29 protein-coding genes and 1 pseudogene are annotated in these 26888 nt (G+C 65.9%); 16 read left to right on the top strand and 14 right to left on the bottom strand.

The features are described 5' to 3' along the window. Window positions 1-38 precede the first annotated feature (38 nt). Window positions 39-1004 carry a nucleotidyltransferase family protein gene (locus tag NO363_RS02425; RefSeq protein WP_256686628.1) on the top strand — a complete coding sequence of 322 codons (966 nt, stop codon included), beginning with the start codon at window positions 39-41 and terminating at the stop codon, window positions 1002-1004. A gap of 59 nt (window positions 1005-1063) precedes the next feature. Beyond that, a complete protein-coding gene (locus tag NO363_RS02420; RefSeq protein ID WP_256686627.1) occupies window positions 1064-1192 on the top strand; it encodes a hypothetical protein in 129 nt (42 codons plus the stop codon). Between the two features lie 3 nt (window positions 1193-1195). On the opposite strand, the gene NO363_RS02415 is transcribed toward NO363_RS02420, so the two are convergent. Beyond that, on the bottom strand, window positions 1196-1903 hold the full coding sequence (locus tag NO363_RS02415; RefSeq protein ID WP_256686626.1) for a diphthine--ammonia ligase: 708 nt from the start codon (window positions 1901-1903) through the stop codon (window positions 1196-1198). 94 nt (window positions 1904-1997) lie between these two features. Here NO363_RS02415 and NO363_RS02410 point away from each other — a divergent pair, with 94 nt between their 5' ends. From NO363_RS02410 to NO363_RS02400, 3 genes are read left to right on the top strand one after another with little or no spacing between them, the layout of a single operon-like run. After that, complete coding sequence (locus NO363_RS02410; RefSeq protein WP_256686624.1) at window positions 1998-2414, top strand: zinc ribbon domain-containing protein; 417 nt, start codon at window positions 1998-2000, stop codon at window positions 2412-2414. 37 nt (window positions 2415-2451) lie between these two features. Next, window positions 2452-2898, top strand: a complete 447-nt coding sequence (locus NO363_RS02405) for a DUF5810 domain-containing protein (RefSeq protein WP_256686622.1) — start codon at window positions 2452-2454, stop codon at window positions 2896-2898. Between the two features lie 24 nt (window positions 2899-2922). Beyond that, the gene (locus NO363_RS02400; RefSeq protein WP_256686620.1) at window positions 2923-3342 is read left to right on the top strand and encodes a DUF5809 family protein; all 420 of its coding nucleotides are present in this window, start codon (window positions 2923-2925) and stop codon (window positions 3340-3342) included. A gap of 9 nt (window positions 3343-3351) precedes the next feature. On the opposite strand, the gene NO363_RS02395 is transcribed toward NO363_RS02400, so the two are convergent. The 3 genes from NO363_RS02395 to dnaK all read right to left on the bottom strand — a co-directional run bounded on the left by NO363_RS02395 (window position 3352) and on the right by dnaK (window position 6233). Beyond that, on the bottom strand, window positions 3352-3933 hold the full coding sequence (locus NO363_RS02395) for a VIT1/CCC1 transporter family protein (RefSeq protein ID WP_256686619.1): 582 nt from the start codon (window positions 3931-3933) through the stop codon (window positions 3352-3354). Beyond that, window positions 3933-4220: a DUF211 domain-containing protein gene (locus tag NO363_RS02390; RefSeq protein WP_256686618.1), complete on the bottom strand. Its 288-nt coding sequence runs from the start codon at window positions 4218-4220 to the stop codon at window positions 3933-3935. The genes NO363_RS02395 and NO363_RS02390 overlap by 1 nt, the downstream gene beginning before the upstream one ends. 90 nt (window positions 4221-4310) lie before the next feature. Then, window positions 4311-6233: a molecular chaperone DnaK gene (gene dnaK, locus NO363_RS02385; protein WP_256686616.1), complete on the bottom strand. Its 1923-nt coding sequence runs from the start codon at window positions 6231-6233 to the stop codon at window positions 4311-4313. Window positions 6234-6429: 196 nt separating this feature from the next. Here dnaK and NO363_RS02380 point away from each other — a divergent pair, with 196 nt between their 5' ends. Further along, window positions 6430-7143, top strand: a complete 714-nt coding sequence (locus NO363_RS02380) for a YqjF family protein (protein WP_256686615.1) — start codon at window positions 6430-6432, stop codon at window positions 7141-7143. On the opposite strand, the gene NO363_RS02375 is transcribed toward NO363_RS02380, so the two are convergent. Continuing rightward, complete coding sequence (locus NO363_RS02375) at window positions 7133-7759, bottom strand: nucleotide exchange factor GrpE (RefSeq protein WP_256686614.1); 627 nt, start codon at window positions 7757-7759, stop codon at window positions 7133-7135. The two genes, NO363_RS02380 and NO363_RS02375, sit on opposite strands and share 11 nt — an antisense overlap. A 100-nt stretch (window positions 7760-7859) precedes the next feature. Between NO363_RS02375 and NO363_RS02370 the strand changes: the two genes are divergently transcribed. From NO363_RS02370 to NO363_RS02350, 5 genes and pseudogenes are all read left to right on the top strand, one after another. After that, on the top strand, window positions 7860-9197 hold the full coding sequence (locus tag NO363_RS02370; RefSeq protein ID WP_256686612.1) for a DEAD/DEAH box helicase family protein: 1338 nt from the start codon (window positions 7860-7862) through the stop codon (window positions 9195-9197). 139 nt (window positions 9198-9336) lie between these two features. After that, window positions 9337-10908, top strand: coding sequence for a DUF790 family protein (locus NO363_RS02365; RefSeq protein ID WP_256686610.1), 1572 nt, complete (start codon window positions 9337-9339; stop codon window positions 10906-10908). A gap of 201 nt (window positions 10909-11109) precedes the next feature. After that, window positions 11110-12429 (top strand): multicopper oxidase domain-containing protein, encoded by a 1320-nt coding sequence (locus tag NO363_RS02360; protein WP_370525579.1) that lies wholly within the window; start codon window positions 11110-11112, stop codon window positions 12427-12429. Next, entirely contained in the window at window positions 12426-13628 is a 1203-nt protein-coding gene (locus tag NO363_RS02355; RefSeq protein ID WP_256686607.1) for a ZIP family metal transporter, read from the top strand. Before NO363_RS02360 ends, NO363_RS02355 begins: the two co-directional genes overlap by 4 nt. A 72-nt stretch (window positions 13629-13700) precedes the next feature. Further along, a pseudogene (locus NO363_RS02350) lies at window positions 13701-14066 on the top strand (plastocyanin/azurin family copper-binding protein). Between the two features lie 115 nt (window positions 14067-14181). Here the strand turns inward: NO363_RS02350 and NO363_RS02345 are convergent. The 3 genes from NO363_RS02345 to NO363_RS02335 form a co-directional block, all read right to left on the bottom strand. After that, window positions 14182-14991 carry a DUF7847 domain-containing protein gene (locus NO363_RS02345; protein ID WP_256686605.1) on the bottom strand — a complete coding sequence of 270 codons (810 nt, stop codon included), beginning with the start codon at window positions 14989-14991 and terminating at the stop codon, window positions 14182-14184. Window positions 14992-15167: 176 nt separating this feature from the next. Beyond that, window positions 15168-15689, bottom strand: coding sequence for a DUF7122 family protein (locus tag NO363_RS02340; RefSeq protein ID WP_256686604.1), 522 nt, complete (start codon window positions 15687-15689; stop codon window positions 15168-15170). Next, window positions 15686-16594 (bottom strand): RsmB/NOP family class I SAM-dependent RNA methyltransferase, encoded by a 909-nt coding sequence (locus NO363_RS02335; protein WP_256686603.1) that lies wholly within the window; start codon window positions 16592-16594, stop codon window positions 15686-15688. Before NO363_RS02335 ends, NO363_RS02340 begins: the two co-directional genes overlap by 4 nt. 80 nt (window positions 16595-16674) lie before the next feature. Here NO363_RS02335 and NO363_RS02330 point away from each other — a divergent pair, with 80 nt between their 5' ends. Then, the gene (locus NO363_RS02330; protein ID WP_256686602.1) at window positions 16675-17412 is read left to right on the top strand and encodes a proteasome assembly chaperone family protein; all 738 of its coding nucleotides are present in this window, start codon (window positions 16675-16677) and stop codon (window positions 17410-17412) included. A 293-nt stretch (window positions 17413-17705) separates the two neighbouring features. Here the strand turns inward: NO363_RS02330 and map are convergent, their stop codons facing one another. Together map and NO363_RS02320 are read right to left on the bottom strand one after the other, a co-directional pair. Beyond that, window positions 17706-18599, bottom strand: a complete 894-nt coding sequence (gene map, locus NO363_RS02325) for a type II methionyl aminopeptidase (protein WP_256686601.1) — start codon at window positions 18597-18599, stop codon at window positions 17706-17708. A 39-nt stretch (window positions 18600-18638) separates the two neighbouring features. Further along, window positions 18639-19487, bottom strand: a complete 849-nt coding sequence (locus NO363_RS02320; protein ID WP_256686600.1) for an isoaspartyl peptidase/L-asparaginase — start codon at window positions 19485-19487, stop codon at window positions 18639-18641. 101 nt (window positions 19488-19588) lie between these two features. On the opposite strand from NO363_RS02320, the gene icd reads away from it, so the two are divergent. Further along, complete coding sequence (gene icd, locus NO363_RS02315) at window positions 19589-20842, top strand: isocitrate dehydrogenase (NADP(+)) (RefSeq protein WP_256686599.1); 1254 nt, start codon at window positions 19589-19591, stop codon at window positions 20840-20842. 209 nt (window positions 20843-21051) lie between these two features. Here icd and NO363_RS02310 read toward each other — a convergent pair whose 3' ends face one another. Continuing rightward, entirely contained in the window at window positions 21052-21387 is a 336-nt protein-coding gene (locus tag NO363_RS02310) for a cupin domain-containing protein (protein ID WP_256686598.1), read from the bottom strand. 60 nt (window positions 21388-21447) lie between these two features. On the opposite strand from NO363_RS02310, the gene NO363_RS02305 reads away from it, so the two are divergent. Next, window positions 21448-21972, top strand: coding sequence for a DUF5817 domain-containing protein (locus NO363_RS02305; protein ID WP_256686596.1), 525 nt, complete (start codon window positions 21448-21450; stop codon window positions 21970-21972). A 3-nt stretch (window positions 21973-21975) separates the two neighbouring features. Here the strand turns inward: NO363_RS02305 and NO363_RS02300 are convergent, their stop codons facing one another. After that, on the bottom strand, window positions 21976-23142 hold the full coding sequence (locus NO363_RS02300; protein WP_256686594.1) for a hypothetical protein: 1167 nt from the start codon (window positions 23140-23142) through the stop codon (window positions 21976-21978). 116 nt (window positions 23143-23258) lie between these two features. Here NO363_RS02300 and NO363_RS02295 point away from each other — a divergent pair, with 116 nt between their 5' ends. Continuing rightward, window positions 23259-23990 (top strand): ABC transporter ATP-binding protein, encoded by a 732-nt coding sequence (locus NO363_RS02295; protein ID WP_256686592.1) that lies wholly within the window; start codon window positions 23259-23261, stop codon window positions 23988-23990. Then, the gene (locus NO363_RS02290) at window positions 23991-25235 is read left to right on the top strand and encodes an ABC transporter permease (protein WP_256686590.1); all 1245 of its coding nucleotides are present in this window, start codon (window positions 23991-23993) and stop codon (window positions 25233-25235) included. On the opposite strand, the gene NO363_RS02285 is transcribed toward NO363_RS02290, so the two are convergent. Then, the gene (locus NO363_RS02285) at window positions 25236-25604 is read right to left on the bottom strand and encodes a hypothetical protein (RefSeq protein WP_256686588.1); all 369 of its coding nucleotides are present in this window, start codon (window positions 25602-25604) and stop codon (window positions 25236-25238) included. It lies immediately after the preceding gene. 56 nt (window positions 25605-25660) lie between these two features. After that, window positions 25661-26872 carry a hydroxymethylglutaryl-CoA reductase (NADPH) gene (gene hmgA / locus NO363_RS02280; RefSeq protein WP_256686587.1) on the bottom strand — a complete coding sequence of 404 codons (1212 nt, stop codon included), beginning with the start codon at window positions 26870-26872 and terminating at the stop codon, window positions 25661-25663. Window positions 26873-26888: the final 16 nt, after the last annotated feature.

The following is a 26888-nucleotide window of genomic DNA, read 5'->3' as shown; positions in this document are numbered from 1 at the left end:
TGGAAAGGGACTTATCCGGCCGCCGAGAGCGAATTTGCATGGATGCAATCGTACTCGCCGGAGGCTACGCGACACGTCTCTGGCCGATTACGAAACACCGGCCGAAGATGTTCCTGCCGGTTGGCGGGGCTGACGTGATCGACCGGATCTTCGACGAACTGGAGACCGACGACCGTATCGAGGACGTCTACGTGAGCACGAACGAGCGCTTCGCCCCGGAGTTCGAGCGCCACATCGCGGAGAGCGAGTTCACGAAGCCACGCCTCAGCGTCGAGGAGACCAGCGACGAGGACGAGAAGTTCGGCGTCGTCGGCGCGCTCGCCCAGCTCGTCGAGCGCGAGGGGATCGACGACGACCTGCTGGTGATCGCCGGCGACAATCTCATCAGCTTCCCGCTCAGCGACTTCGTCGACGAGTTCGAGTCCCGGGGCGCGCCGACGATCGCGGCCTACGACGTCGGCTCGAAGGAGCGCGCGAGTTCCTACGGGCTGGTCGAGCTCGACGGCGATCGGGTGGTGGACTTCCAGGAGAAGCCCGACGAACCGAACAGCACCCTCGTCTCGATCGCCTGCTACGCCTTCCCCGCCGAGGCGCTCGCCTTCGACGAATATCTCGCTGGCGACAACAATCCCGACGAGCCGGGCTGGTTCGTCCAGTGGCTGCAAGCCACCCGCGCGGTCTACGCCTACACATTCGACGGCGCGTGGTTCGACATCGGCACGCCCGAGAGCTACCTCGAAACCGTCGCGTGGGCGCTCGACGGCGACGCCGCGATCGACGCCGACGCCACCGTCGAGAACAGCGAGATCGGCAGCGGCGTCCACGTCATGGACGGCGCGGTCGTGCGGAACTCGACGGTCGAGCGCTCGGTCGTCTTCCCGAACGCAACCGTCGAGGACTGTACGGTGCGGGATTCGATCCTCGACGAGGAGGTCGACGTCGCCGGCACCGAGCTCACGGGCGCGCTCGTCGGCACACACACGAAACTGCCCGACGGCGACTGAGCTCGCGGGCACCCGCGACCGACCGCAGCTCTCTTTTGCACCGCCGCCCTCGCGCGGGTATGGCATCGCGTTCGACGAAACTCGTCACGGGTATCGCACTGCTGATCACCGTCTCGTTCGCCGTCCACTACGCACTGTTCGGGTCGCTGCCGGTCGGCAAGCCCGCGCTGCTCGACAGCGACGAATAAGCCTCAGGAGTCGCCGAGCCACGCATCGGTAACCTGCAACTGGCCGCGAACGCCGTCCCATTCGGTCTCGTACTCGAGCTTCAGCGGCCGCTCCATCTGCGGACTGTCAGTCACGAGCGTCTCGAACCCGCCACCCTCGCCGAGGAGGTGAACGCCGTAGTCGTCGCCGATGGCTTCGAGTTCGTCGAAGGCCTCGGCATCGAGCGTGCGCCCGAGCCAGGACTCGTCGAGCCCGGCGGCCGCCACGGCGATCACACGGATCTCGAAACCGGTAGCGAGCATCGCGTCGGCGAGCGCTCGGGGATCGCGCTGCCAGAGCGGGGCGAACAGCTCGATGTCGAGGCGTTCGCACATCGCCTCGATCCGGCTGGTCTGGAACTCGCTTTCAATCGCACCGGCAACCACGCCCGTGAGTCCGTCGTCCATGTCGGCGTCGAGCTCGCGGAGCGCGCATTCGAGCGGTTCGAGCTCGGCATCGCCGCGCGCGCTGGAATCAGTCCCCTCGTGGCCGCCCGATTCGACTTCGAGCAGCTCGATGCCGATGCTCTCGGCGGCCAGTCCAGCGAGCTCGGTCGCCGGGACGTGGTAGAGAAAGGAATCCTCGTCGGGATGGACGGTGACGAGTCGCTCGACCGGCAGTCCGTCGTCGAGCGCGCGATGGAGCGCCCACGCGGAGTCCTTCCCGCCGGAGAACAGGCTCACCCACGCCATGCCGGTGTTACCGCGCCGGCGACTAAACGCACTCCGATCCGGGCGGCGTCGTGGACCCGAACGTTCAGGAACCCCCACGAGCTACGTGGGGGCGATGAACGGACATCGTTCGGGGAAACGCCCGCTGCTCGCCGCCGCGCTGGCGCTTCTCTACCCGGGACTCGGCCACCTCTACCTGCGCGAGTGGCTGCGTGCCCTCACCTGGTTCGGGCTGACGTTCGCGACCGTCGCGATCGCGCTGCCGGCCTCGGCGATCCCCGAGAACGGGGCGGGGTTCAGCCTCGACGCGGTGATGCAGGCGAGCGAGGCGCTCCCGATGGAGGCCGAGATCGCGATCTTCGTCCTCTTCGTGCTCAACACGGTCGACGCCTACCGCATCGCCCAGGGCTCCCGAACCGAGCAATCGACCGCTGCCGACGGCAAGCAGCGTTGCCCGAACTGCGGGCGCGAGACCGACGCCGATCTCGAGTTCTGCCAGTGGTGTACCGAACCGCTCGCGGCCGACGAATGAGCGCGGGATAGAAGCGCGTCGAGGGCCAAGAACCGATATGGGCTATGCCTGTCCCGTCTGTGAGACGCCGCAGGCCGACGCGCGCCACCTCGCCAACCACCTCGCGTTCACCGCGCTGCTCGGCGACGACGACCACGAGTCGTGGCTCGACGAGCACGCACCGGGCTGGGAGCAGTCCGGCGAGGACGAACTCGCCGAGCGAGTCGAGGAGGGCGCTGCCGAGGTCGAGTTCCCCCAGGTCTTCGAGGACACGACCGGTCACGACCATCACCACGGCGACGAGCCACGGCCGGGCGAGCTCTTCGACGAGCGACCGACGCGCGGGCCGTCGAATGAAGGGAGCCTCGACGCCGAGACCGCCGCCGCGGTCGAACAGGCGCGCGCGATGACCGAGGACACAGGCGACGAGAGCGAGATGGGCGACGGAACTGCAGCGAGCGACGAGAGCGGCGACAATGGTGGCGACGCGGACGAAAACGAGTAACCGTCCGCCGGGCGAACCGCTCGTATGCACACGGTTGGACGGTTCGCGCCGAGCACCGAGGAGGCCGCCCGCGAGCGCTACGAGGCGCTCGGCCCGACGGCCCAGACCGTCGTTCGGGAGGTCGCGACCGCGATGGAGTTCGACAAGCCGGAGTACGACGAGCGCGTGACGAGCACGGTCGTCGAGCGGGCGCGCAACGCGCTGTTCGCTTCGGAACTCGAGGTCTCGGTCGGCCAGCGCGAGGCGTTCGACGACTGGCGGGCGGAGCATTCCGAGTACGAGACCCACGTCATCGGTAACGAGAACGTTCCCCGAATCGCCTGGCACACCGTCCCCTTTTCCGAACAGGCCGTCGCAGCGACGTTCGCCAACGAGGAACGCGCAGCCGTCGAGACCCTGCGCCGGCAGGCGTTCGGGCGGCTCTACCGCGATCTCGTCGAATAGGATCCCGGGTCAGCCGGGGAGGAAGACGTTGAGAACGGCGACGACGACGCCAGCGAGCCCCATGCGAATGCCGGCGACATACCAGCGCTGGCGGGAGATAGAGGCCATATATGCCCCAAACGTGAAGAGGATGCCAACGGCCATCGCGACGGAGACGAGCGTCGCCTGCAACAGCGAGAAGACCGTGCCCTCGAACAGGAACGGCACGAGCGGGACGATGAGCCCGAGCAGCGGGCCGAGCCCGCTCATGAGCGCGTTGACGACCTGATTGCTCATCTTGTCGCGCTCGATGCGCGTGTCGCTCAGGTCGGCGAGCATCGCCTCCTCGGTCTCCTGGATCTCGGCGCGCATCTCCGCACGCTCGATCTCCCAGACGCTCCACACCCCGGAGGTGGTGAGACCGACGGCCGCGGCGAGACCGAGGCTGATCACCGTGAGCCCGTCGGAGATGCCCGAGAGATACGCCCCGACGGTGACGCCGACGCCGGTGAGCGCGCCGTCGAACCCGTTCGAAACGAAATAGCGGCGGGCGATCGGGCCCACCATATCGGTGTCGACCCGGTCGGTCAACGACGTCTCGTCGTCGGCCATCAGTCCTGTGCCGTCGGGACGTCTTCGACGATGTACTCGCCGCAGGCGACCTGATCGATCGAGTGAATCCGTGCGCCGGTGTCCTCGACTGTCGCACTTACCGTCTCGAAATCGATGTCCTCGCCCTCGATGGTGAACTTGATGTTACGGACCTCCTCGTCCATCTCCAGGAGCACGGCGTTGACGCCATCGATACCGTCCAGATCGGCGATCTCGTCGGCGACCGCAAGCATGGTCGGCTCGTGGGGCTTGAGAACGTCGATAACGAGTTGGCGAATGGTGGCCATCCCGCATCCGTACGATGCAGGGCGGTAAGGGTGTGTTGGTATGTCGGTTTGTGACCGGTGATTCCTGTTCGAACGAACGGCGAGACTGGCTTAGGCCGACGACTCGTCGTCCTCGTCGTCGATGTCGACGTCCTCGAAGTCGGCGTCGACGTACTCCTCGTCGTCACCGTCGCCGCCAGCACCGCCCATGTCGCCCATCCCGCCGGGGCCGGCACCTGCTGCACCCGCACCGCCAGCGCCGCCCGCACCGCCAGCGGCCTGCTGGGCGGCCTCCTGCTGTTGGTACATCTGCTTGCCGATCTCCTGAAGCTCCGTCGAGAGCTCCTCGGTGGCGTCTTGGAGCTCCTCGGTCGTCGCGTCCTCGTCCTCCAAGACTTCCTCGACGTCCTCGATGGCGTCCTCGATGTCCGTCCGGAGGTCGTCCTCGACTTCTTCCTCGTTCTCTTCGAGGAGCGTGTTCGCGCGCTGGACCGAGCTCTCGGCCTCGTTGCGCGCCTCGATGCGCTCGCGGCGCTGCTCGTCCTCCTCGGCGTACTCCTCGGCTTCCTCTTGCATCCGGTCGATCTCGTCGTCCGAGAGCCCCGCACCGCCCTCGATGGTGATCTCCTCGGAGTTGCCCGAGCCCTGGTCGTGGGCCTCGACGTTGACGATGCCGTTCTCGTCGATGTTGAACGTCACCTCGATCTGGGGCGTTCCGGCGGGCGCGGGCGGGATGCCAGAGAGCTGGAACTCGCCGAGGAGTTCGTTCTCGTCGGCGATCTCGCGCTCGCCCTGGAACACGCGCACCTGAACCTGAGTCTGGTTCGCGGCCGCGGTCGTGAACACCTTCGACTCCTCGGTCGGGATCGTCGTGTTTTTGTCGATGAGGCGCTCGAAGAGGCCACCCTTGACCTCGATCCCCAGCGAGAGCGGCGTCACGTCGAGCAGCACGATGTCGTCGACGTCGCCCGCGAGCACGCCACCCTGGATGGCCGCGCCGAGGGCGACGGCTTCGTCGGGGTTGACGTTCTTCTGGGGGTCCTGACCGACGATCTCCGAAACCTGTTCCTGGACCTGGGGCATTCGCGTCGACCCGCCGACGAGGATCACCTCGTCGATGTCGTCGGCGTCGTAGTCCGCGTCGTCGAGCGCCTGCTGGGTCGGGTCCACAGTTCTGTCGATCAGGTCGGAGGTAAGCGATTCGAACGTCGCACGGGTGAGTTTCTCCTCCAGATGGACCGGGCCCGAATCCGTCGCCGTGATGAACGGGAGGTTGATCGTCGTCTCCTTCCGGTTGGAGAGCTCGATTTTGGCCTCCTCGGCGGCGTCCTTCAGCCGCTGGAGCGCCTGGCGGTCCTCGCGGAGGTCGAAGCCGTGTTCGGATTCGAACTCCTCGGCGAGGTGGTCGATGATGGCCTCGTCCCAGTCGTCGCCACCGAGGTCGTTGTCGCCGTTGGTGGCGACGACCTCGTAGACGCCCCCACCGAGATCGAGCACCGAGACGTCGAAGGTCCCCCCACCGAGATCGTAGACCATCACAGTCTGGTCGGAGTCGTCGTCGAGCCCGTAGGCCATCGACGCCGCGGTCGGCTCGTTGATGATGCGCTCGACGTCGAAGCCGGCGATCTCGCCGGCGTCCTTCGTCGCCTGGCGCTGGCTGTCGGAGAAGTAAGCGGGGACGGTGATGACGGCTTTCTCGATCTCGTCGCCGAGATACTCCTCAGCGTCGCGCTTGATCTTGCCGAGGATGAGCGCCGAGATCTCCTCGGGCGTGTAGTCCTCACCGTCGATCTCGACGGTGTGGTCCTCGCCGATGAACCGTTTGATCGATTCGACAGTTCGGTCGGGGTTCTGGATGGCCTGGTTCTTCGCGGGTTTGCCGACGAGGCGCTCGTCGTCGGTGAACGCCACCACGGAGGGTGTGGTGCGGTCGCCCTCGCCGTTGACGATGATTTCAGGATCGCTGCCTTCCATCACCGCGAACGCCGAGTTCGTCGTCCCGAGGTCGATACCGAGGATCTTGTTGCTCGCCATTGTTGCCCCCAACTATCGCTTTGGGCCGGTTAAAAGTTGCTAGATACGCCGACTCATCCCACCGCGCGCTGGTCTCCCCTGCTGCGGTTTTCGGGCCATCCCCACTGCCGACCCACGGCGTATAAATCGGACCGCAACACGACCGCTCGTCGGATCGATCGGAAAGGGCCAAACCGCTCGCCGCCCTCGATCGAGCATGGTCGTCGCGCTCGCGATGGAGTGGCGGGAGCTCCTGTTCGCCAACTGGCCCGTGGATCCCGACGTCGTCTCGGCACACCTCCCCGACGCGCTCGCCGTCGATAGCCACGACGGCAGCGCCTGGCTCTCCGTCGTGCCGTTCACCAACGCCGCCGTTCGCCCGCGTCGGCTGCCGAGCCGACTCGGGATCGATCTCCCCGAGCTCAATCTACGAACCTACGTCACCGTCGACGACACGCCCAGCGTCTACTTCTTCAGCCTCGACGCCGAGGGGCTGCTCGGCGTGATCGGCGCACGCCTCTTCCATCATCTTCCGTACTACTACGCGCGCATGCGCCACGAGCACGACGGGAACAGCCGCAACCGCTTCGAGAGCCGACGCCTCCATCCAGGAGCCAGACCCGTCGGGTTCCGGGCGAGCTACGAGCCCGAACCCACCAGCGAACGACTCGATCTAACTCCCGGCTCGCTGGCGACGTTTCTTACCGAACGCTACCGGTTCTACACCGAAGCGCCGGACGGGAGCGTTCGCTACTCGAACGTGAACCACGATCCCTGGCCGCTGTATCCCGCCGACGTGACGATCGAGGAGAACACGCTCTTTCGCGCGAACGGCTTCGCCGACCCACCCGGGGAGCCGGTCTGTTATTACAGCCCCGGCGTCGACATCACCGCGTCGCCGAGTCGAGTGCGAAAAAACGCTACTCGCTGACGGTGATCTGTGCCGGGCGGAGCACCTTCTCACCCATCTCGTAGCCTGGGCGGTAGAGTTCGGCGATCGTGTCTTCGGGCTGCTCGCTGTCGACGCGCAGCATGACCTCGTGGCGCTGCGGATCGACCGCGTCGCCCGCGTCGGGTTCGATCGCCGTGACGTTCTCCTCGTCGAGAATTCGGTCGAACTCCTCCAGCGTGCTCTCGACGCCCGGGCGGATGTCCGCGTCTGCGTCCTGCGAGAGCGCCCGTGAGAGGTTGTCGCGGACGTCGAGCAGGCGCTCGACGAGATCCTCGGTGGCGCGCTCGCGTAGTTCTTCCTGCTGGCGCTCGGTGCGCTGCTTGTAGTTCTGGAAGTCCGCCTGTTTGCGCTTCAGTTTCGATTCGAGCTCGTCGATTGCCGCGTCCTGTTCCTCGATGCGCCGCTCGGCGGTCGCGGCGCGCTCGCGCAGTGTGCGTACCTCCGCCGCGAGCTCGTCGGTCGTCGCCTCTGCGATGCGCGCTTCGAGGCTCTCGAACCCCTCTTCGTCCTCGCTCACGCCGTCGGTGCCCGCGTCCTCCTCGTCCACTGGCGCTTCGGCGGCCGACTCGTCGACCCCGACGTCGTTGTCGCTCATGCTCGAACCGAGTCGACACACGGACAAAAGGATTCAGAAAGCCGCTGCGCAGCGGCGAGCGGATGGACAGCGATTAACGACGCGCACCCGTACGGCGGCCGTGGCGGACGTCACGCTCAGCTTCGAGGACGGCACCATCCGCGTCGCGGGCGGTGCCGATCTCGATCTCCCCATCGACCGCGATCCGCGATCGAAGACCGGTCGTGCGCCCGCCGTGCGCTACGCGGCGCTCGTCGCGGCGCTCGACGATCGCGGTATCGACTACGACGACCGCGTTCTCGCCGCGCCAGCGCTCGACGTCTCCTCGGCCTACGAACTCCGGGAGTACCAGCGAACGGCGCTCGAGGCGTGGCGCACGAACGACCATCGGGGAGTGCTCGAACTCCCCACGGGCAGCGGCAAGACAGTCATCGGCATCGAAGCCATCGAGGAGCTGGGGACCGCGGCGCTGGTCGTCGTCCCCACGATCGATCTCCTGGAGCAGTGGCGGCGCGAGCTCGAAACCGAGTTCGGGGTGCCGATCGGCCAGCTCGGAGGTGGCGAGCAGCGTGTCGAGGCGCTCACTGTCGCGACCTACGATTCGGCGTACCTGCGTGCCGAGGACATCGGCGACCGGTTCGGACTCGTCGTCTTCGACGAAGTCCACCACCTCGGCGGCGCGGGCTATCGCGACATCGCCCGCCTGCTCGCCGCACCCGCCAGATTGGGCCTGACGGCGACCTTCGAGCGACCCGACGACGCACACGAGGTCATCGAAGAGCTCTGTGGCCCGCTCGTCCACCGCATCGCGCCCGACGAGCTCGCCGGCGATCATCTCGCGGCCTACGACATCAAGCGCCTCGACGTCGCGCTCTCCGACGAGGAACGGGCGGAGTACGACGAGCATCGCGAGACGTTCACGAACTATCTCGCGCGGTCGAACCTCGACATGCGAAGTGGCAGCGACTACCGGAAACTCGTCATGCGCTCAGGCTCAGATCCGGCGGCGCGCGAGGCGCTGCTGGCGAACCAGCGCGCTCGCGAGGTGATGATGAACGCCGACGCCAAGGTCGCAACTCTCGCCGACCTGCTCGATCGCCATCAGGATGATCGAATCATCGTCTTCACCGCGCACAACGATCTCGTCTATCGTCTCTCCGAGCGGTTCCTCCTGCCGGCGATCACCCACCAGACAGGGGCGAACGAGCGCCGCGAGATCCTCGAAAAGTTCCGGAACGGGAGCTACTCACGGGTCGTCACGGCGAACGTTCTGGACGAGGGTGTGGACGTTCCGGACGCGAACGTCGCGGTCGTCCTCTCGGGCAGCGGTTCCGAACGGGAGTTCACACAGCGCCTCGGCCGGGTGTTACGCCCCACAGAAGACGGCGGGCGGGCGCTGCTCTACGAGGTCGTCACCGAAGCGACCGCCGAGGAGCGCGTCGCCGAGCGCCGACATTGATACTGTCGGACGGAACCAATCGGAAACCCGCGAACCGGAACGTTGGCAATACTGTGGATTGCCACGAACCGGCCTTTACGTACTCCGTCAGACAGTATGAGGACGAGGGCGTTTTGGCCGTCGCGGTTCGAACAGTTCTGTGCTCACGAAGGACCTCCTCCGAGTGTCGCGGGCGGGTGGTGGCTACCACCCGCAGTTCACAGGCAGGGAAGATCGCCCGCTCGCGGCACGGGTCATCGGGGTCTATCAGGGTCACGTCGGCCGGTCGCGCGCCGGTCTCGACGACGCACTCGCGGAACTCGAAGGGGAGGCCGACGATTTCAAACTCGTTCGCGGGTTCGCCAAGCTCCTGGAACGCGAGGCGACCTTCGAGACGCGCAGCGAGCTGGCCCCCAAGCGTGCCCGCAGCACGGCGTTCGCGGCCGCCGAATCCGTCGGCGTCGTGACCGAAGACGACCGCGAACGCGCGCTGTCGCGGGCCGCAGACGGGCTCGATGCCACGTCGGAGACGGTCGCGGATTCGCTGTACGCCGATCTCGACGAGCGGCAGATTCTCGTCGACCTCGACGTTCCCTGGGACCCCGAGGAGCTCTGCGCCCAATATGACCTCTCGCTGGCGCAGACAGCTCTGTTCGACGCGACCGAGCTGCGCGTGCGGAGTGCCGACCCGAAGGCGCTCGTCTCGGCGGTCAAGCGGCTGCGACTGCTCTACGAGATCCGGAAGACAGGCGAGTCAGGAACGGCGCTCTCCGAACGCGAGGTCCGCGTAACGGGTCCCGACAGCCTCTTTCGTCGGACCAGACGGTACGGCACACGATTTGCCCGACTGCTCAGGAGCGTCACGAAAGCGGGCGAGTGGGAGCTCGCGGCGACGATCGACGACCGCGGCACCGAGCGCGAACTCCGACTCACACAGGCAGATCTCCAGCCGTCGGGAACCAAGCCGGTGATCGAAGTCGACTACGACAGCCGGGTTGAGGCCGACTTCGCCACGCGGTTCGAGGCGCTCGATCTCGACTGGGAGCTCACCCGCGAGCCCGAACCGCTTGAAACCGGCGCGCGAGTGATGATCCCCGACTTCGCCTTCGAGTGGCAGCATGGGGTTCCCGCCGATGCGACTGGTGACACGGAAGCAGGGACGACGTCTCCCCGTGATTTCCGTGTCTTCTTCGAGATCATGGGGTTCTGGACGCCCGACTACGTCGAAAAGAAGCTCGCCCAGATCGAGGAGCTGGAGTCGGTCGAGCTCGTCGTCGCGGTCGACGAATCGCTCGGCGTCGGCGAGGAGCTCGAAGCCCGCGACGCGCGTGCCATCCCGTATTCGGGATCGGTGCGGGTACGTGACGTCCGCGATGCGCTCCGCGAGTACGAGAACCGTCTGAACGCGGAGAGTGCGGCGGCGCTGCCCGACAAACTCGTCCCGGAGGACGAGGTGGTTTCGCTATCGGCGCTCGCCGCCGAGCACGGCGTAAGCGAGAGCGCCATCGAGGGCAAGGAGTTTCCCAAGCACGAACTGGTCGGCCGGACGCTCGTTCGTCCGTCCGTTCTCTCGGCGCTCGACGCCGACATCGAACCGGGGATGGCGTTCTCGACGGTCGAAGATCGGATCGCCGAGTCAGAAATCGACGACGCGAGCGCGGTGCTTTCGCGGCTCGGCTATCGCGTGGAGTGGGAGGGGTTGAGCGGCGGGACGGTGCGCGAGAAGGACTGATTCGTCCGTTTCGTGTCGTATCGATGTATTGGCCCGATCGTTCCGATAGCGCTGTCCTGCTCTCTCGTCGTTGATTAGATAAAGCTAATTCTATGTTTAGACAGAAACAACTAAATGGGTAGGTAACTCGTGTCCAATCGAAATGGTCGACGAACGATCGACTGCCCACACTGCGACGTGGGCGTCACTGCGAGGGGTATCATGCCATCGATGAACGAAGACGACGCGGCGTCGATGACCGAGCAGCTCGAGAACCGGCTGGTCGATTCCATCGAGGACCACGAGGGCGTCTCGCGCCGCTCGGTACTGGGCGGCCTCGCTCTCGCCGGTGGCTCGGCCATCACGGGCATCGGAGCCGCGCAATCGGGGAACGAAAGCGGCGGCAACGCGACTTCCGGCCACGATGCCAGCTTCGGCACCCCCGGAAAATACACCGAGAAGAACTTCGACCCACACGGCTATCTCCGGGAGTTCAACACCGGCGACTCGACGAACAAGCGTGACGCGATCTTCGGCAAAAAGGACGATCTGAACGCCGGAGTCTCGGAGGAGAACGGACAGACCGTTCGTGAGTTCAATCTCATTGCCGTCCCCCAGGAGATCGAGATCGCACCCGGCGTCACCTTCCCCTCGTGGACGTACAACGGGCAGGTTCCTGCGCCAACGCTCCGCGTCGAGGAGGGGGACCTCATTCGGATCAATTTCACGAATGCGTTCGCCGATATGGCGCACACGATCCATCCACACGTCCAGAACCTCAACCCGGCAATGGACGGGGTGCCACAGAACGGGCCGGGAGCGATCAAACCCGGCGAGACGTTCACCTACGAATGGCAGGCCCGGCCCGCCGGCACTCATCTCTACCACTGCCACATGCTCCCGCTGAAGGCGCACATTCACCGGGGCATGTACGGTACGATCATCATCGACCCGAAACCCGAGAAGGTCCGTGAGAACCCGCGGGATTACATCGATTATCACGGGCCGATCACCGACGAGGTGCGTGAGATGGCCGTCGAGCGCGCGAAGAGTCGGAACATGATCTCACACGCCGACTACGTTCCCGACGGCTACGATGATATCGACGAGATGGTGATGATGATGAACGGCTTCGATACCAACTTCGATGCCGACAACGAAGTCTACGCGGCCAACACCCGTGCGTTCGCCTACGCACCGGCGACGACCCACAAATACGAGGGCGAGTGGGAAGGCGGCAAAACGAAACACCCCATCGAGATCAAGAAGAACAACCTCCAGCGAGTGCACGTGATTCAGACGCTCGAATACGACTTCGTGAACTCGTTTCATACCCACTCACAGTTCTTCGATTACTACGATGCCGGGACGACGCTGTTCCCGAACCGGAGCACCATCGACACCGTGATGATGTGTCAGGCCCAGCGCGGCCTGTTCGAGATCGACTACAGCGACCACCAGCCGGGGCTGTACATGTTCCACGGCCACCAGTCGGAGTTCGCCGAGCAGGGCTGGATGAGTTTCTTCGAGGTGACCGAATGACGGACACACCGAAATCCGACGGCGGCGTTGCACGGCGACAGAAACAGCCCTTCGGCCTTCCACGGTGGGTCATGGGAGTCGTGCCGATCGTGTTGCTCGTGTTGCTCGTCGGCGGGTTCGTGATGACGACGCCGCTGGCTGGGCTTCAGACCGGTGAACCCCTTCCCGACGTGGGAATCAGCCAGACGTCGCTGCCGAACGACCACACGATCCGTCTCCAGGTGACGAACAACGCCCCCGAACCGATAACGATCTCACAGGTTCGGATCGACGAGGCGAACTGGGGTTTCTCGATAAGCGGAAGTGACAACACGCTCGCCCCGCGCGAAAGCGCCACGATCGACATCCCCTACAACTGGATGGAGGGATACGACTACGACGTGGGGCTGATAGCGGCTGACGGGACGACGTTCCCGGTAACCATCGAAGCGGCCCAGCTGACGACCGGGCTGACCGGACAGGTCGTCGGGACGCTCGCGTTCGTCGGGTTCCTGATCGGCGTCGTTCCCATCGCGCTCGGGATGTTGTGGTTCCCGTTCATGCAGTCGATGAGTGAGAAGTGGCTCAACGCCGTGCTCGCGTTCTCGGCCGGCGTTCTCGGCTTTCTCGTCTTCGACGCCGGATTCGACGTGTTCGAAAGCGCCGGCGACGTGCCGTCGGTCTTTTCGGGACCGATGATCGCCGTGCTCGGGATCGCCGGGTCGTGGCTGGTGCTGCAGGCGATCATGGACTGGCGAAACGACGGTGAGGAGTCGCGGCTCTCGATCGCGTACTCGGCAGGGCTTGCGATCGGACTGCACAACCTCGCGGAGGGGTTGGCCATCGGCACCGCGTTCGCCACGGGCCGCTCCGCGCTGGGCGTGTTCCTCATCATCGGATTCATGATCCACAACGTTTCGGAGGGCCCGGTGGTCGTCGCACCGCTTGCGGACGGCAAACGGCCGGCACTGAGACACTTCGTGGCGCTCGGCCTGCTCGCAGGCGCACCCGCCATCCTCGGCGGCTGGATCGGGAGTCTCTCCCAGTCGCCGCTGTTGAGCACGCTGTTCCTCGCGATCGGGATCGGCGCGCTGTTGCAGGTCGTCGTCGACATCGTCGACATGGTCCGTCGCTCGGGATCGATCCGCTCCGCGCCGAACATGCTGGGATTCGCCATCGGCCTCGTGTTCATGTACGGGACGAGTCTGATCGCAGGCTGATCCACCATGACCAAGGACAGTTCCACACGACGGGCGTTCCTCCGCGGCAGTGGCGGAATTATCACCGTTGCGATGGCCGGTTGTGTCGGAAGTTCCAGCCAGGGCGATTCGAACACGAAATCGGTCGGAATGACCGACGACCTGAAGTTCGATCCGGAGACGGTACACGTCTCCGTCGAAACGACCGTCGTCTGGGAGAACACGACCGACGCGAGCCACACCGTGACGGCCTACGAGGACGAGATTCCAGACGATGCCACGTATTTCGCCAGCGGCGGCGCGAATTCCGAGCAAGCAGCGCGGGAGAACGTCGACAGCGGGTTGCTTCGTCCCGACGAGCAGTCCGAACACACGTTCGAGTAGACTGGTCAGTACGGCTACTTCTGCATCCCACACGAACGTTCGAAGATGGTCGGCACGGTCGTCGTCGAGGAGTAGCCGGCAGTTTCCCGACGCCGGACATCGAACCGTTGACGTGACACCGATGTGAACTATGTTTCTTCGAATCACGATCGCCTCGATCGGATCATCGCTCCAATCGTCAGGAGTGCCACTACGGCGACGCGCTCGATTCGGTCGGACGGATGTCGCGATAGAACGCGACCCCGTAGGTCATCGAGAACGCGCCGACGACGCCGGTGAGTACGAGAAACACCACTGCGGCCACGGCAATGACGCCGAGCGAAGATGTCTGTACGCCCCCGGTCGCCGGGAACGTTCCGACCAGACCGAGTACAGCCCCGAACGCACCGAAAACACCGCTGATGAGCATGACGACGAGCATGTAGCCGAGTGTGCTGAGTTTGTGGCCGCGGACCGCCCCCACGCTACGCTTGAAGCCATCGACAGCGCCGAGATCGTCGATCACGATCGCCTGGCCGAAGAACTGGATGAAGAAGAACAGCACGAAGTACAGCAGGAATGCCACCAGAACGACGGCGGCGATGGCGAGAAACGCGGCTCCGCCGGACGCATCACCGCTTGCGGAAACGACGGCAAAACCGCCGATAGCGCCGATGAGGAACAACGCGATGACGTACACCACTCCCAGTCCCATCATGATGAGAAGGGCACCGAGCATGGAGACGTAGTTCGCCTTGCCGGCACGCACGAACGTCCCGAGACTCGTCGTTCCCGTGACGGCTTCGTTGCCCATGCCGATGATGCCGCCGAAGAAGAACGGATAGAGCACCAGCAAGAGCAACGAGAGCAGTCCGGAAACGATCACGATGGTGGGTGAATCGACCGACTGCATGAATATCTGTGGCAGTTGGACGAGTCCGAGCACCAACGCGACGACAACGAGAATCGGATTTCTGATCACTGCGGCGATCGATCGACGTCCTGCGGATATCGCACCCATGTCAGCACCGAATGTAGAGAGCCGCCAAATACTTTGTTACCGACACCGAGTAACGACAGAAAGTCGCTGCTGAGTCATCGATTTCGAACATTCCCTGGGCTCTCGAAACACCTGCTGAGCCTGCTTACCGTCGTCTCGCCCGTCATCAGCATGGTGGTGCTGGTGGGATGGTCCGGTTACTCTCCATCGATCAGTTCGCGGCGTCGACCCTTCGGCACCTGTGAGCGGAGCTCGCCATCGATGAAGAGGCCAACGCCAAGTGGTTCGACGTCACCGGCGAGGTCGTGCGCCGCGATCAGATAACCCCAGTCGCCGTCCCAATCCACGTGCTGGTCCTCGCCGGCGACGAACCGCCGCGCTTCGGCATCGGCCAACTCGACGACGTTTTTCTCGGCATGCCGTCCGAATCGCTGGACCGCGTTCGTGGTCGGTTTCCAGTGTTCCTGGCGCGTGCGGAGAAACGTCATCCCGAGCGCCTCGGCTTCGAGCGGGCTCGCCGCCTCGCCACGAAACGCCCAGAGCTTCCCCCCACCTTTCTCCCAGAACGAGTAGTGCTCGAAGATCCCGGGGGCGACCGCGTAGCGCTCGTCCCAGAAATCGAGGAGTTCCTGGCGCGTGGCTCGGCCCTCGACGACGCGCTCGTCGGCGGTTGCGGGCAGGCGATCGAGCTGCGAACCGTCGTTCACCCGATCGCTCATCCGCCGACCTCCACCTTCGCGCAGAAAAAGCCGCCCGTATCGTTCAGATGGGGGTAGATCCGTTTGGCCTTCCGCACACGCCGATCGAACGTCTCGCCCTGCCATTCGGTGACGCCGGGACGGGTTTCGAGCGCACAGGAGAACTCGACGAGTCGGCAGTCCTCGGCCGAAAGAACGCTGTCGAGCACGGCCTCGTTCTCCTCGGGCGCGAACGTACAGGTCGAGTAGACCACGCTCCCGCCAGAGCGGGTCGCCTGCACCGCCCGCCGGAGGATCGACTCCTGCGTTGCGGCGATGGAGTCGATATATTCGAGCGACCACTCGTCGAGCGCGTCCGGGTTCTTCCGGATCGTCCCCTCGCACGAACACGGCGCATCCACGAGCGCGCGATCGAATTCGTCGAACTCGAACGGTTTGAGCGAATAGTTCCGTGCATCGCGGTTCGTCACTGCCATCGAGGTGACGCCGAGGCGTTCGGCGTTGAATCGGAGCGCCGAGAGTCGGCCCAGACTCCGATCGTTCGCGACGATCGTCCCCTCGTCGTCAGCGAGTGCGGCGAGCTGGGTCGCCTTCCCGCCGGGGGCTGCACAGGCCGCCCAGACGCGTTCGTCGGGCTGGGGATCACAGACGAGCGCCGGCAGCGTCGAGACCTCCTCCTGGCCGTGCAGCCAGCCGTGATAGGCTCCCCACGTCCGGCCCGGACTGGTCGAATCGAGTCTGAGAAGGCCCGGATGCCACTCGACGGGCTCGTACGCCACACCCTCGTCGTCGAGTGCGTCCATCGCCCGCTCGGGCGTCGCCTTGATCTCGTTCACCCGGACGACCGACGGAAGCGGGCGCTCACAGGCCGCGCGGAACGCCGAGAAATCGTCGACGAGCGGTTCGTACCGTTCGAGAACGTCCATTAGGGAACCATCCATCCGGGGTCGCTTGTCGATTTCGGAGTCGGGGGAGCCTTAAGTCGTCCCGCGACGAAAGTGTGGGCATGGCACATATCGACGTCGCGGCGGACGATATCGACCTCGACGAACCGACGCTCGTCGAAGGGTTGCCGGGCGTCGGGCTGGTGGGCAAGATCGTCGCCGACCACCTCGTCGATGCCTTCGAGATGGATTACTACGCCGGCATCCACTGCAGCGGCGTCCCGGAGGTCGGCGTCTATCGCGGCGAGCGCTCCGCCCTCAGACCACCCGTGCGCCTCCACGCCGATGCCGAACGGGACCTCCTCGTCCTCCAGAGCGACGTCCCGGTCTCCCCGAACGAGGCGACCGGGTTCGCCGACTGCGTCACCGGCTGGCTCGCCGACAACGACGTCACGCCGCTCTACCTCAGCGGCCTGCCCGATCAGTCCGACGAAGTACCCGAAGTGTATGGAATTTCGACCGGCTCAGGCAACGACCTGCTCGACGACGCCGGCATCGTCCCGCCCGCCGAGGGCGGCCTCGTGAGCGGCCCGACCGGCGCGCTGCTCTATCACGCCGAGCAAACCGACCTCACGAGCGTCGGCCTCATCGCCGAAACCAACCCGCAGTTCCCCGATCCCGAAGCCGCCCGCGCGGTGCTCGAACACGGCATCGAACCACTCACTGGCATCGGGATCGACACCTCGGATCTCGTCGAACAGGCCGAGGAGATCCAGGAAGCGCGCGAACGCCTCGCCGAACGAATGCACCAGGCCGACGACGAGAGCTCACAGGCCGAACCGATCCGGATGTTCCAATAGTACCTTTTTACTTCGGGGGGTCGCGCTCGCTTCGCTCGCTTGACCCCCACTCGCAAAAAGCTACGCTAAAAACACCCGCTCGCTACGCTCGCGCGGACACTTTGTTCTCCGCAAACCGTACCGCACAGCACCGCTGAAGCCCTCGGCGCGCTCACTACGTTCGCTACTCGCTCCCTTCGGTCGCTCACGCCTCGCCCTTCATCCGCCAGGAGAGCCATGCTCTCCTGAGCCTGCGGTCGCAAAGCGACCGCAGACGCTAGGAACCGGACCGCCGGCGGCTGTCGGCCACCGTTTCAGCGCTGGGTCGTCACTTCGCAGCCGTCCTCAGTGACGATGACGGTGTGTTCTTTCTGGCTGACGAGATTGCCTGCGCTCTCCTTGAGCACCGGATAGCTGTGGACGACGTTCTGGCGTTCGAGCCGGCGCAGCGCCATCTCCGGCCGATCGACGTCGAGCCAGCGTGTCGCGAACGGGAGGGTACGGAACTCCTCGGTGATCTGATCGAGTGCCTCGCGCGCGTCGTGGTTCCTGACCGAGCGCTCGTTTTCGAGCGCGAAGATCTCCGCCTCGTTGCCCTCGCCGACTTTGCCGCTGCCGTCGGTAGCGAACGGTTCGATGGCGACGACATCGCCGGCTTCGAGTTCGACGCTCTGACTCACCGCGCGGTTCGGGATGTTCGGCGGGGTGTGTTGCTCCCAGTGGGCGAGCCCGTGGCCGGTGAGATTGACGACCGGGTTGTAGCCGTAGTCGTCGATGACCTCCTCGATGCGCGCACCGATCTCGCCCGTGCTAACGCCGTCCTCGACGAGTTCGAGTGCGGCCTCCAGCGCGGCTTCGGGCGCTTCGGCGAGGTCGGGATTGCCCGAGAGATCGACGGTGACGGCCGTATCGGCGAGCCAGCCATCGACGTGGACGCCGATGTCGAGGTTCACCATCTCCTCGCCGAAGGTGGTCTCCTCGTCGATGCTCGGCGTCGCGTGGGCGGCCTCCTCGTCGATCGAGATGTTGACCGGGAAGGCCGGTTCGCCGCCCAGTTCGCGTGTACGCTCCTCGGCCCACTGGGCGATTTCGAGATGGCTCACGCCGACCTCGACGCGCTCTGCGGCCTCGTCGCGCACTTGCGCGAGGATCTCGCCCGCTTCGCGACATTTCTCGTGCTCCTCGTCCGAGAGGTCCACGTCGCTCATACCGTGCGATGGGGCGTTCGGGCCAAAGGTCTGCCGTTCTCAGAAATTGGTGCTCGTCTGCATCGCCGCCGAGTTGTACGCGCTCCCCGTCTGCCCCGACTCGTCGAGAACGATAACGCCGGCCGTGGAACCGGTCAGCACTTCGAACTCGTCGATGGCGTTCGCCGCAGCGTCCGCGGGCTGCTCGCCGTCTTCGAGCCGTCGCACCGCCTCCCGCGCGAGCGTCGACCGGGCGATGTCCTCGCCGGCACCGGTCGCGCTCGCCCCGCCGGCCGGCGAGGCGTAGAACCCACAGCCGATCTGTGGCACGTCGCCGACTCGGCCAGCAAGGGCGAACCACCGCCCGCCGGTCGAAGTCGCGGCCGCGACGTGCCCCTCGTCGACGGCGACCGCACCGACCGTGTCCGCCCCGCCGAACCGCTCGCGCACCCACTCGATGCGCTCTCCGATCTCGTCCGTCTTGGGTGGGTCGGCAGCCCTAAAGCGCTCGCGCGTGCGCTCGGTCGTGAGCTCTTCCGGTTCGATGTCGAACCCCTCGGCAAGCGCGGCGGCGTGCTCGCCCGCGAGGAGCACGTGTGGCGTCTCCGCCATGACACGACGAGCGACGCCGACCGCGTGACGAACACCGGCCATCGAACAGGCCGCACCCGCCTCGCGCTTGTCGGTCATGATCCCGGCATCGGTTCTGACGACCCCATCCTCCTGGATCGCCCCGCCGACCCCGGCGTTGAATAGTGGGTTCGATTCGAGGACGTCGATCGCGCGCACGACCGCTTCGACCGGCGTCGATGCCTCCGTACCGACGGAAGCGGCCTCGTCGAGAACCGACTGTCGCCGTTCGGGGTCGTCGGGTTCGTCGCCCGCACCGCCGTGAACGATGAGCTGCATGGTTCGTGACGCGACAGCAACCGGCATAACGATCCCGAAGCCGTCCTCAACGGACGTTTGCGAAAGACAGGCCTTTTGGTACGGCCGGGCGAATCTTCGGTATGTCTTATGAACGGGTCGATGTTCCGAGCGCGGGCGAGCAGATAACCAGCGACGACAGCGAGTTCAACGTACCCGACGATCCCGTCATCCCCATCATCCACGGCGACGGCATCGGGACCGATGTCGCCCCGGCCGCCCAGCGGGTACTCGGCGCGGCCGCCGAAGCCACCGGCCGTGAGATCCACTGGATGCGCATCTACGCCGGCGAATCCGCCCGCGAGCAGTACGACGAAAACCTCCCCGACGACACGCTCGACGCGCTGCGCGAGTTCAAGGTCGGCATCAAGGGCCCGCTAACGACGCCCGTCGGCGCGGGCTACCGAAGCCTCAACGTCGCGCTCCGCAAACGACTCGATCTCTACACGAACATGCGGCCGACCTACCACATCGAGGGCGTCCCCTCCCCCGTGAAGGACCCCGACGCGATGGACATGGTCAACTTCCGGGAGAACACCGAGGACGTCTACGCCGGCATCGAGTGGGAGGCCGGCACCGACGAGGCCGAGCGAGTACGGGAGTTCGTCGAGGAAGAGATGGGCTTCACCGAGTCGATCCACGACGGGCCCGTCGGCATCGGCATCAAACCCATCTCCGAGTTCGGCACCAAACGACTGGTCCGTCAGGCCATCGACTACGCACTCGAAAACGACCGCGAATCGGTGACTTTGATCCACAAGGGTAATATCATGAAGTTCACCGAGGGCACCTTCCGCGACTGGGGCTACGAGGTCGCCCGCGAGGAATACGGCGAGAACGTGATCACCGAGGACACCCTCTGGGACGAGCGCGACGGCGAAGCGCCCGACGCCGACGTGGTCGTCAACGACCGCATCGCCGACAACATGCTCCAGCAGATCCTCACCCGAACGGGCGAATACGACGTCCTCGCGATGCCGAACCTCAACGGCGACTACCTCTCGGACGCCGCCGGCGCACAGATCGGCGGATTGGGCATCGCTCCCGGCGCGAACATTGGCGACGGCCGCCTGCTCGCCGAACCCGTCCACGGCAGCGCGCCGAAATACGCCGGCCAGGACAAGGTCAACCCGACCGCGATGATCCTCTCGGGACGCATCATGCTCGACCAGCTCGGCTGGAGCGACGCCGCCGACCTGATCTACGACGGCGTCGAGGACGCCATCTCCTCGAAGAAAGTCACCTACGACATCCACCGCCAGATCGAGGGCGGCGAGAAACTCGCCACCAGCGAGTTCGCCGACGTCGTCGTCGACAGCATCGAGAGCAACGCATAGACCAGGCCAAAGATTGACGACGGAAGCGTCGGAAGATGAGCCATGCCGGCATCCAGTATTCCGTCGGGTCCGCTTGAGCCGATACTGTTCTTCCTTGTCGTTTTTCTCGTCGGTGGGGCTATCGGACTGCTCTACAGATGGGCGCGAAAAGTCGTTCTAAGACGATTTGGCTAAATGATGACAGTGAACACCCTCCGGATTGTTATTTTTCACTCAGCCCAGTCGGGGTTCTCCCTGGGCGGGCTGAACACGTCGATGCCGCGGACGACGTCCTCGCCACGGTTCTCGACGCCGTGGGACTCCCCGCCGGCGAGCACGTAGCTGTCGCCCGGGCCGAGTTCGCGTTCCTCATTGTCCAGGAGGAAGGTCAGCGTTCCCGCGACGAGATAGCCGGCCTGCTCGTGTGGGTGGCTGTGTGCCGGGACGCTCGCACCTGGTTCGATCGCGAACCGCTGAACGTTCATCTCTTCACCGCCGGCCAGCATCGCGAGGTGGACGCCGTCGATCGCCTCGGTCGATTCGCGTTCGGTGCCGATGATTTCCATGATCCTCTCTCGTTCCGTGGCTACCTAAAGGTTCAACAGGGTCGATCTGCAAATTCGGGCATGTACGCGGTCGTCGGCTGCAGTGACTGCGAGAGCTTCTGGGTCGTCGAGGGTCGCCCGGAGACGACGAGCTGTCCCAGCTGTCGCACGCGCCATCGCTTCGAGCAGCTCGCGAAGTTCGCCGAGACCGACACCGCCGACGCCGCCCGCCAGGCCCGGACCGCGCTGCTGGCCGATCGTAGCGAACACGCGCCCGACGAGCTGGACTCGTTCACCGCGCTCGAATCACAGGCCGAACGGGGTGGGATGAGTGATGACGAGTATCTCGAACGGTCGGGGCTCGACGCCGAAACGGTGCGCGAGGCGGGCGAGCGCGCGACCGAGGGTGGCGAGGGAAGCGGAAACCAGAGCCGGATAGACGTCGTCCGCGCGGCGCTCGCCGATCTCGATCGCCCCACCGAGGAGGAGGTCGTCACCTATGCGCGCGATCGTGACGTCCCCATGGATTTCACCGAACGCGCACTCGAAAAACTCGTCCGCCGGGGCGCGGCGAGCGAGCATCAGGGACGATATCGCTCGCTCTGAGGCTTACTCGACCGCTTCGGCGAGCTCGACCGCCTCGTCGGTCGAACCCTCGGTCACGAGCGCGTGGGTGGTCTCCCCGTCGGTCCAGACGACCACCGTCCGATCGTCCATCGTCGCCGCGGTCGCGTCCGCTCCGTCGACGGTGACGCTCGTTCCGTTCAACCGTTCGTAGGGGACCTGCTCGCCGTCGGTCGTGACGAGCGTGGCGTTCGTCGCGCCGTCCGCGTACTGCTGGGCGACGATCGTTCCGTCGCCGGTCCCCGCGATGGTCGCCTCTTCGAACTCGAACCCGTCGGCGGCGAGTGTCGGGAGATCACCGTCGACGGCCTCGTTCGTGGCGTCGAACGCGTCGTAGCTCTCGGTCGTGCTCGCGGCGCGGTCGGTCGGCGGCGCGAACGTGCTCTCGTGGACGCTCGCGTTGAAGCGCTGGTCATCGTAGCGCACGGTCGTCGTGTTCACCCCGTCGGTGACGCGCGCCTCGAGCAGTCGCGAGTCGTTCGTCGCGACCCACATCGTGCCCTCGACATCGACGCTCTCGTTGTCGTGGCTGAGCGAAACGACGTACGCCTCGGTTCCGTCGACGGTTTCGGTGCCGGTCCGGGTCGCGCTGAGGTTCGCCTCGGAGAGGTTCGTCGGCAGCGAGCTTTTCGTCTCGTTCAACTCCGCCGGCAGCGACTCGCAGTCGACGGTCGAGAGGTTCGCGGCAGCCGCCTCCATCTCGTCGGTACCGGATGCCGAGTCGTTGGCGTCGAACGTCGCCGCGCGCTCGCTGGCCGCCTCGCAGAGCTCGCTCGCGTTTTCCGAACCGTTCTCGACAGTCCAAGAACGCTGGAGCATGGGCGAATCCACCCAGGCGACGCTGCCGTTGGTACCCATCGCCACCGTTCGGCCGTCCGTCGTGAGCGCGACGCGCGCGCCCTCGTCGTCGGCGAGGGCGTACTCGACGGTGCCGCTGTAGTTCGCGCTCGCGTTCGACATCGTGACGTCGGCGCTGCCGGTGAGCGTCTCGGCGCTCTCGTACTTCTCGTGGCTATCGTTGAGAATCGCCTCGCCGGACGGGCCGTCGGTCGACTGGGCGAACGCCACGCCGCCGACGACCGCCCCCACGACGCAGACCAGCACGAGGGCGATGGCGGGCGAGACGCGCCCACGAGTTCCGGAATCGTCCATTGCAAACTACTAGCACTGGACGAGTAAATACCCACGGTCGCGGCCCAAATCGTCCGTCTCTCAGTTCGGTATCGATCGACGACATCTTCATTGGGCCGAGTCCGCTATCGTTCCCAGTGAGTTCCACAGCCGAGACGCCGTCGGCCGACGATAGCGTGGTCCGACTCGCGGACGTGCGGAAGACCTACGACCTCGGCGGCACGGTCGAGGCGCTCGCCGGCGTCTCGCTCGCGCTCGCTGCGGGCTCGTACACGGCGGTGATGGGACCGAGCGGGTCGGGCAAAAGCACGCTGTTGAACCTCGTCGGCGCGCTCGACACGCCGACCGAGGGCCGGGTCACGGTCGCCGGCCACGACGTCGGGACGGATTCGGAGGCCGAACGCGCCGGGATCCGGGGAACGGAGATCGGCTTCGTCTTCCAGACGTTCAACCTCATGCCGCGCCTGGACGCGATCGAGAACGTCGCCCTCCCCCTTCTGTTCGACGACTGGTCGCGCGAGCGCCGCCGCGAGCGCGCCCGCGAACTGCTCTCACTCGTGGGACTCGGGGATCGCCGCGACCACCGCCCGAACGAGCTCTCGGGCGGCCAGCGCCAGCGCGTCGCCATCGCCAGGGCGCTCGCGCCCGATCCCGCGGTCGTGCTCGCCGACGAGCCGACCGGCAACATCGATACCGAGACCGGGGCCGAGATCATGGGGCTGCTCGACGACGTGAACGCCCGCGGCAACACCGTCCTCCTGGTGACTCACGAGCGGGCCATCGCCGAGCACGCCGAGCGGATCGTCCACATCCGCGACGGGACGATCGAGTCGATCGAACAGCTCGACGGGGCGGGACGGGACGCGTAGATGGACGCCCGCGAGACGCTGCGGATGGCCGGGCGGTCGATCCGCTCGCACAAGCTCCGGTCGGCGCTCACGGTGATCGGCGTGGTCATCGGGATCGCGTCGGTCGTGACCTTCGCCTCGGTCGGCGCGAGCGTCGAGGCGGACATCGTGAGCGAGGTCGGGTCGTCGAGCGCGAGCAACGTCTACGTGCTGCCGTCGCCGGCCGGCGAAGACGACGGCGGACCGGGCTTCGGCGGAGTCAGCCAACCCGTGTTCACCGAACACGACGTCGGCCAGCTGGAGAACACGCCGGGCATTCGACAGGTCCTTCCTCGCGGAAACGTCCGCGTGAGCGCGCTCACCCACGCCAACGACACGGTTTCGAGAAATCAGATCACCGCGACGACACCCGCCTCGTTCCCCAAGGACGCGATCGTCGCCGGCCGGGCCTTTCGCTCGGGTGCTGAGGAGGCTGTCGTCAGCCGCTCGGCGAGACAGGCCTTCGAGGGTAACCTCTCGGTCGGTGATCGACTCACGATCGAATCGGAGGACGGCAACGCAACGACGGTCGACGTCGTCGGCGTCGTCAACCGGACGGCCGGCCAGCTTCCCTTCGCCTCCTTCGCCGGCCAGCCGCGGTTCTACGTGCCGACCGACCCGTTCTACGAGCGCACCCTCGAAAGCCCGGCCGTCGGCGCGAGCCAGCGCGCCTATCCCCAGCTCACGGTCGTCGCCGACCCCGCGCGGGTGAGCACGGTCAAGGGAAGCGTCCAGAACTATCTCGCCGGATCGGACGCGGCCGAGCTGAAGCCCGAGTCGGTCGAGCTGACGGCACAGACGAGCGGCGACTTCGTCGAGGAGATCCAAGACATCGTCGGTCAGGTCACGCGGTTCGTCACGGCGATCGCGGTGATCGCGCTCGTCGTCGCCGCCATCGGCATCGCCAACATCATGCTCGTCAGCGTCGCCGAGCGCACCCGCGAGATCGGGATCATGAAGGCCGTCGGCGCGCGCAACCGCGACGTGATGGGATTGTTCCTCGCCGAGGCCACGATTCTGGGCGCTGTCGGAGCCATCATCGGACTCCCGCTCGGGGTCGCGGTGAGCTACGGCGCGACGATCTACGCCGAAGTGGCGTTCACGCCGGCCTACGGCTGGTTCGCGATCGCCGTGGCCGTTGGGATCCTCGTCGGCGTCGTCGCCGGGCTTTATCCGGCGTGGCGCGCGGCACGTGTCGATCCGATCGACGCGCTTCGCTACGAGTAGTCAGGGATCGCTGTCGTCGTACTCGACCGGAACGACGTGTTCGTCGCTCTCGCGGTCGGCGTTCAGGTCGACTTCCTCCTTCAGCTCCGGACGCACCTCCGAGCCGAGGCGCTCGGCGAGCTTCTCGATTTCTTCGTCGTCGAGCTCCGCGTCGGGATCGGGCAGATCGAGGTCGCCGACGAACCGTTCGGGCCGCAGCGCGACGCCCGATTCGGGCTGCGTGAACCCGTTTTCGTTGGCAAGGAGTTCGGTCCGTCCATCGCCGTCGACGCGGATCGCGGGCTCGCCGGGCATCGATTCGACGTACTTCTGCTGGAGCGCCGTGACGACCAGGTCCGGGTCGAGGACGACGCGTTCGATCTCGGTCATGGCGTCCCCGTTTCTCGCTCCTGATTTATGTCGTCTCTGGCCGCGGCCAGACCATCCTATCGCCCGAGTTCTGCGTGTGCACTGGAGAGATGCCGGGAGGCGAGCGCCCCCAGGAGGGACAGTTCGCCCGCGAGCGCGCCCGCGGCAATCACCTCGGCGAGCCGGTCGGCGTTCGCGCCCGGCGGATCGCCGCCGCCGCGCAGGCCGAGCACGGAGAGCCCCTCGGACTGGGTGGGGAGTTTCGTTCCGCCGCCAACGGTGCCGACCTCCAGGCTCGCGAGCGAGACGCTCGCGTACAGTTCGTCCTCGCGGGCCTCGACGGTCGTGATGGCGTTCGCCCCCTCGACGACCTGCGCGGCGTCCTGGCCGGTCGCCAGGAACGCGGCGGCGACGACGTTCGCAGCGTGGGCGTTGAAACCCAGACTCCCCGCTTTAGCTGACCCAATGAGATTCTTCCGAGTGTTGAGCTCCGCGATCGCGTCGGGGCTGGCGTGCAGGCGCTCCTCGACGACGTCGTTCGGGATCCGCACGTCGGCGGTGACGCTCCGGCCCCGCCCCTCGACGGCGTTGATCGCCGCGGGTTTCTTGTCGGTACAGAGGTTGCCGGAGAGCGCGACGAGTTCGGCTGTCGTCTCGCTCTCGACGACCTCGCAGGCCTCGCCGGTGGCGATCGTCGCCATGTTCATTCCCATCGCGTCCTTTGTGTCGTAGCCGAACCGGAGGAAGACCGAATCGCCGACCGCGTAGGGCGTGATGTCGACGAGTTCGCCGTGGCTCGTCGTCGCTTCGGCGGCGTCGGCGAGTGCGTCGCGGTTGTCGCGCACCCACTCGACGACTGCTTCGGCCTCGACGATATCGGCCACTCGAAAGACCGGCGCGCGCGTCATCGCCCGTTTCGTGACCCTGGCGTTCGCACCGTCGGCCGCCCGAAGCACCGCACAACCGCGATTGACCGAGGCGACGAGCGCGCCCTCGGTCGTCGCGAGCGGCAGATGCGTCTCGCTATCCGCGCGATCGCCGGCGACCGGTAGCGGGCCGGCGACGCCGAGCGGGATCTGTACCGTGCCGATCATGTTCTCGATGTTCGGCTCGGCATCGGCGGCGTCGATGGCGTACTCGCCGACCGTATCGAGGGCCGTTTCTGCTTCGTCCGCGACGAGCCGCCGGCGTGCAGCGGTGGCGGTATCGGCGTCGGCGTGTGATTCCAGTTCGTGCAGGGCGATCTCGCCGTCCCTGACGCGGTCGACGAGCTCCGCGGCGTCGCTCATGGCTCACCCCTCGGCG

The sequence above is a fragment of the Halococcus qingdaonensis genome, assembly GCF_024508235.1.
Taxonomy (GTDB): domain Archaea; phylum Halobacteriota; class Halobacteria; order Halobacteriales; family Halococcaceae; genus Halococcus; species Halococcus qingdaonensis.
This window is presented reverse-complemented; position numbering and strand designations above follow the sequence as displayed.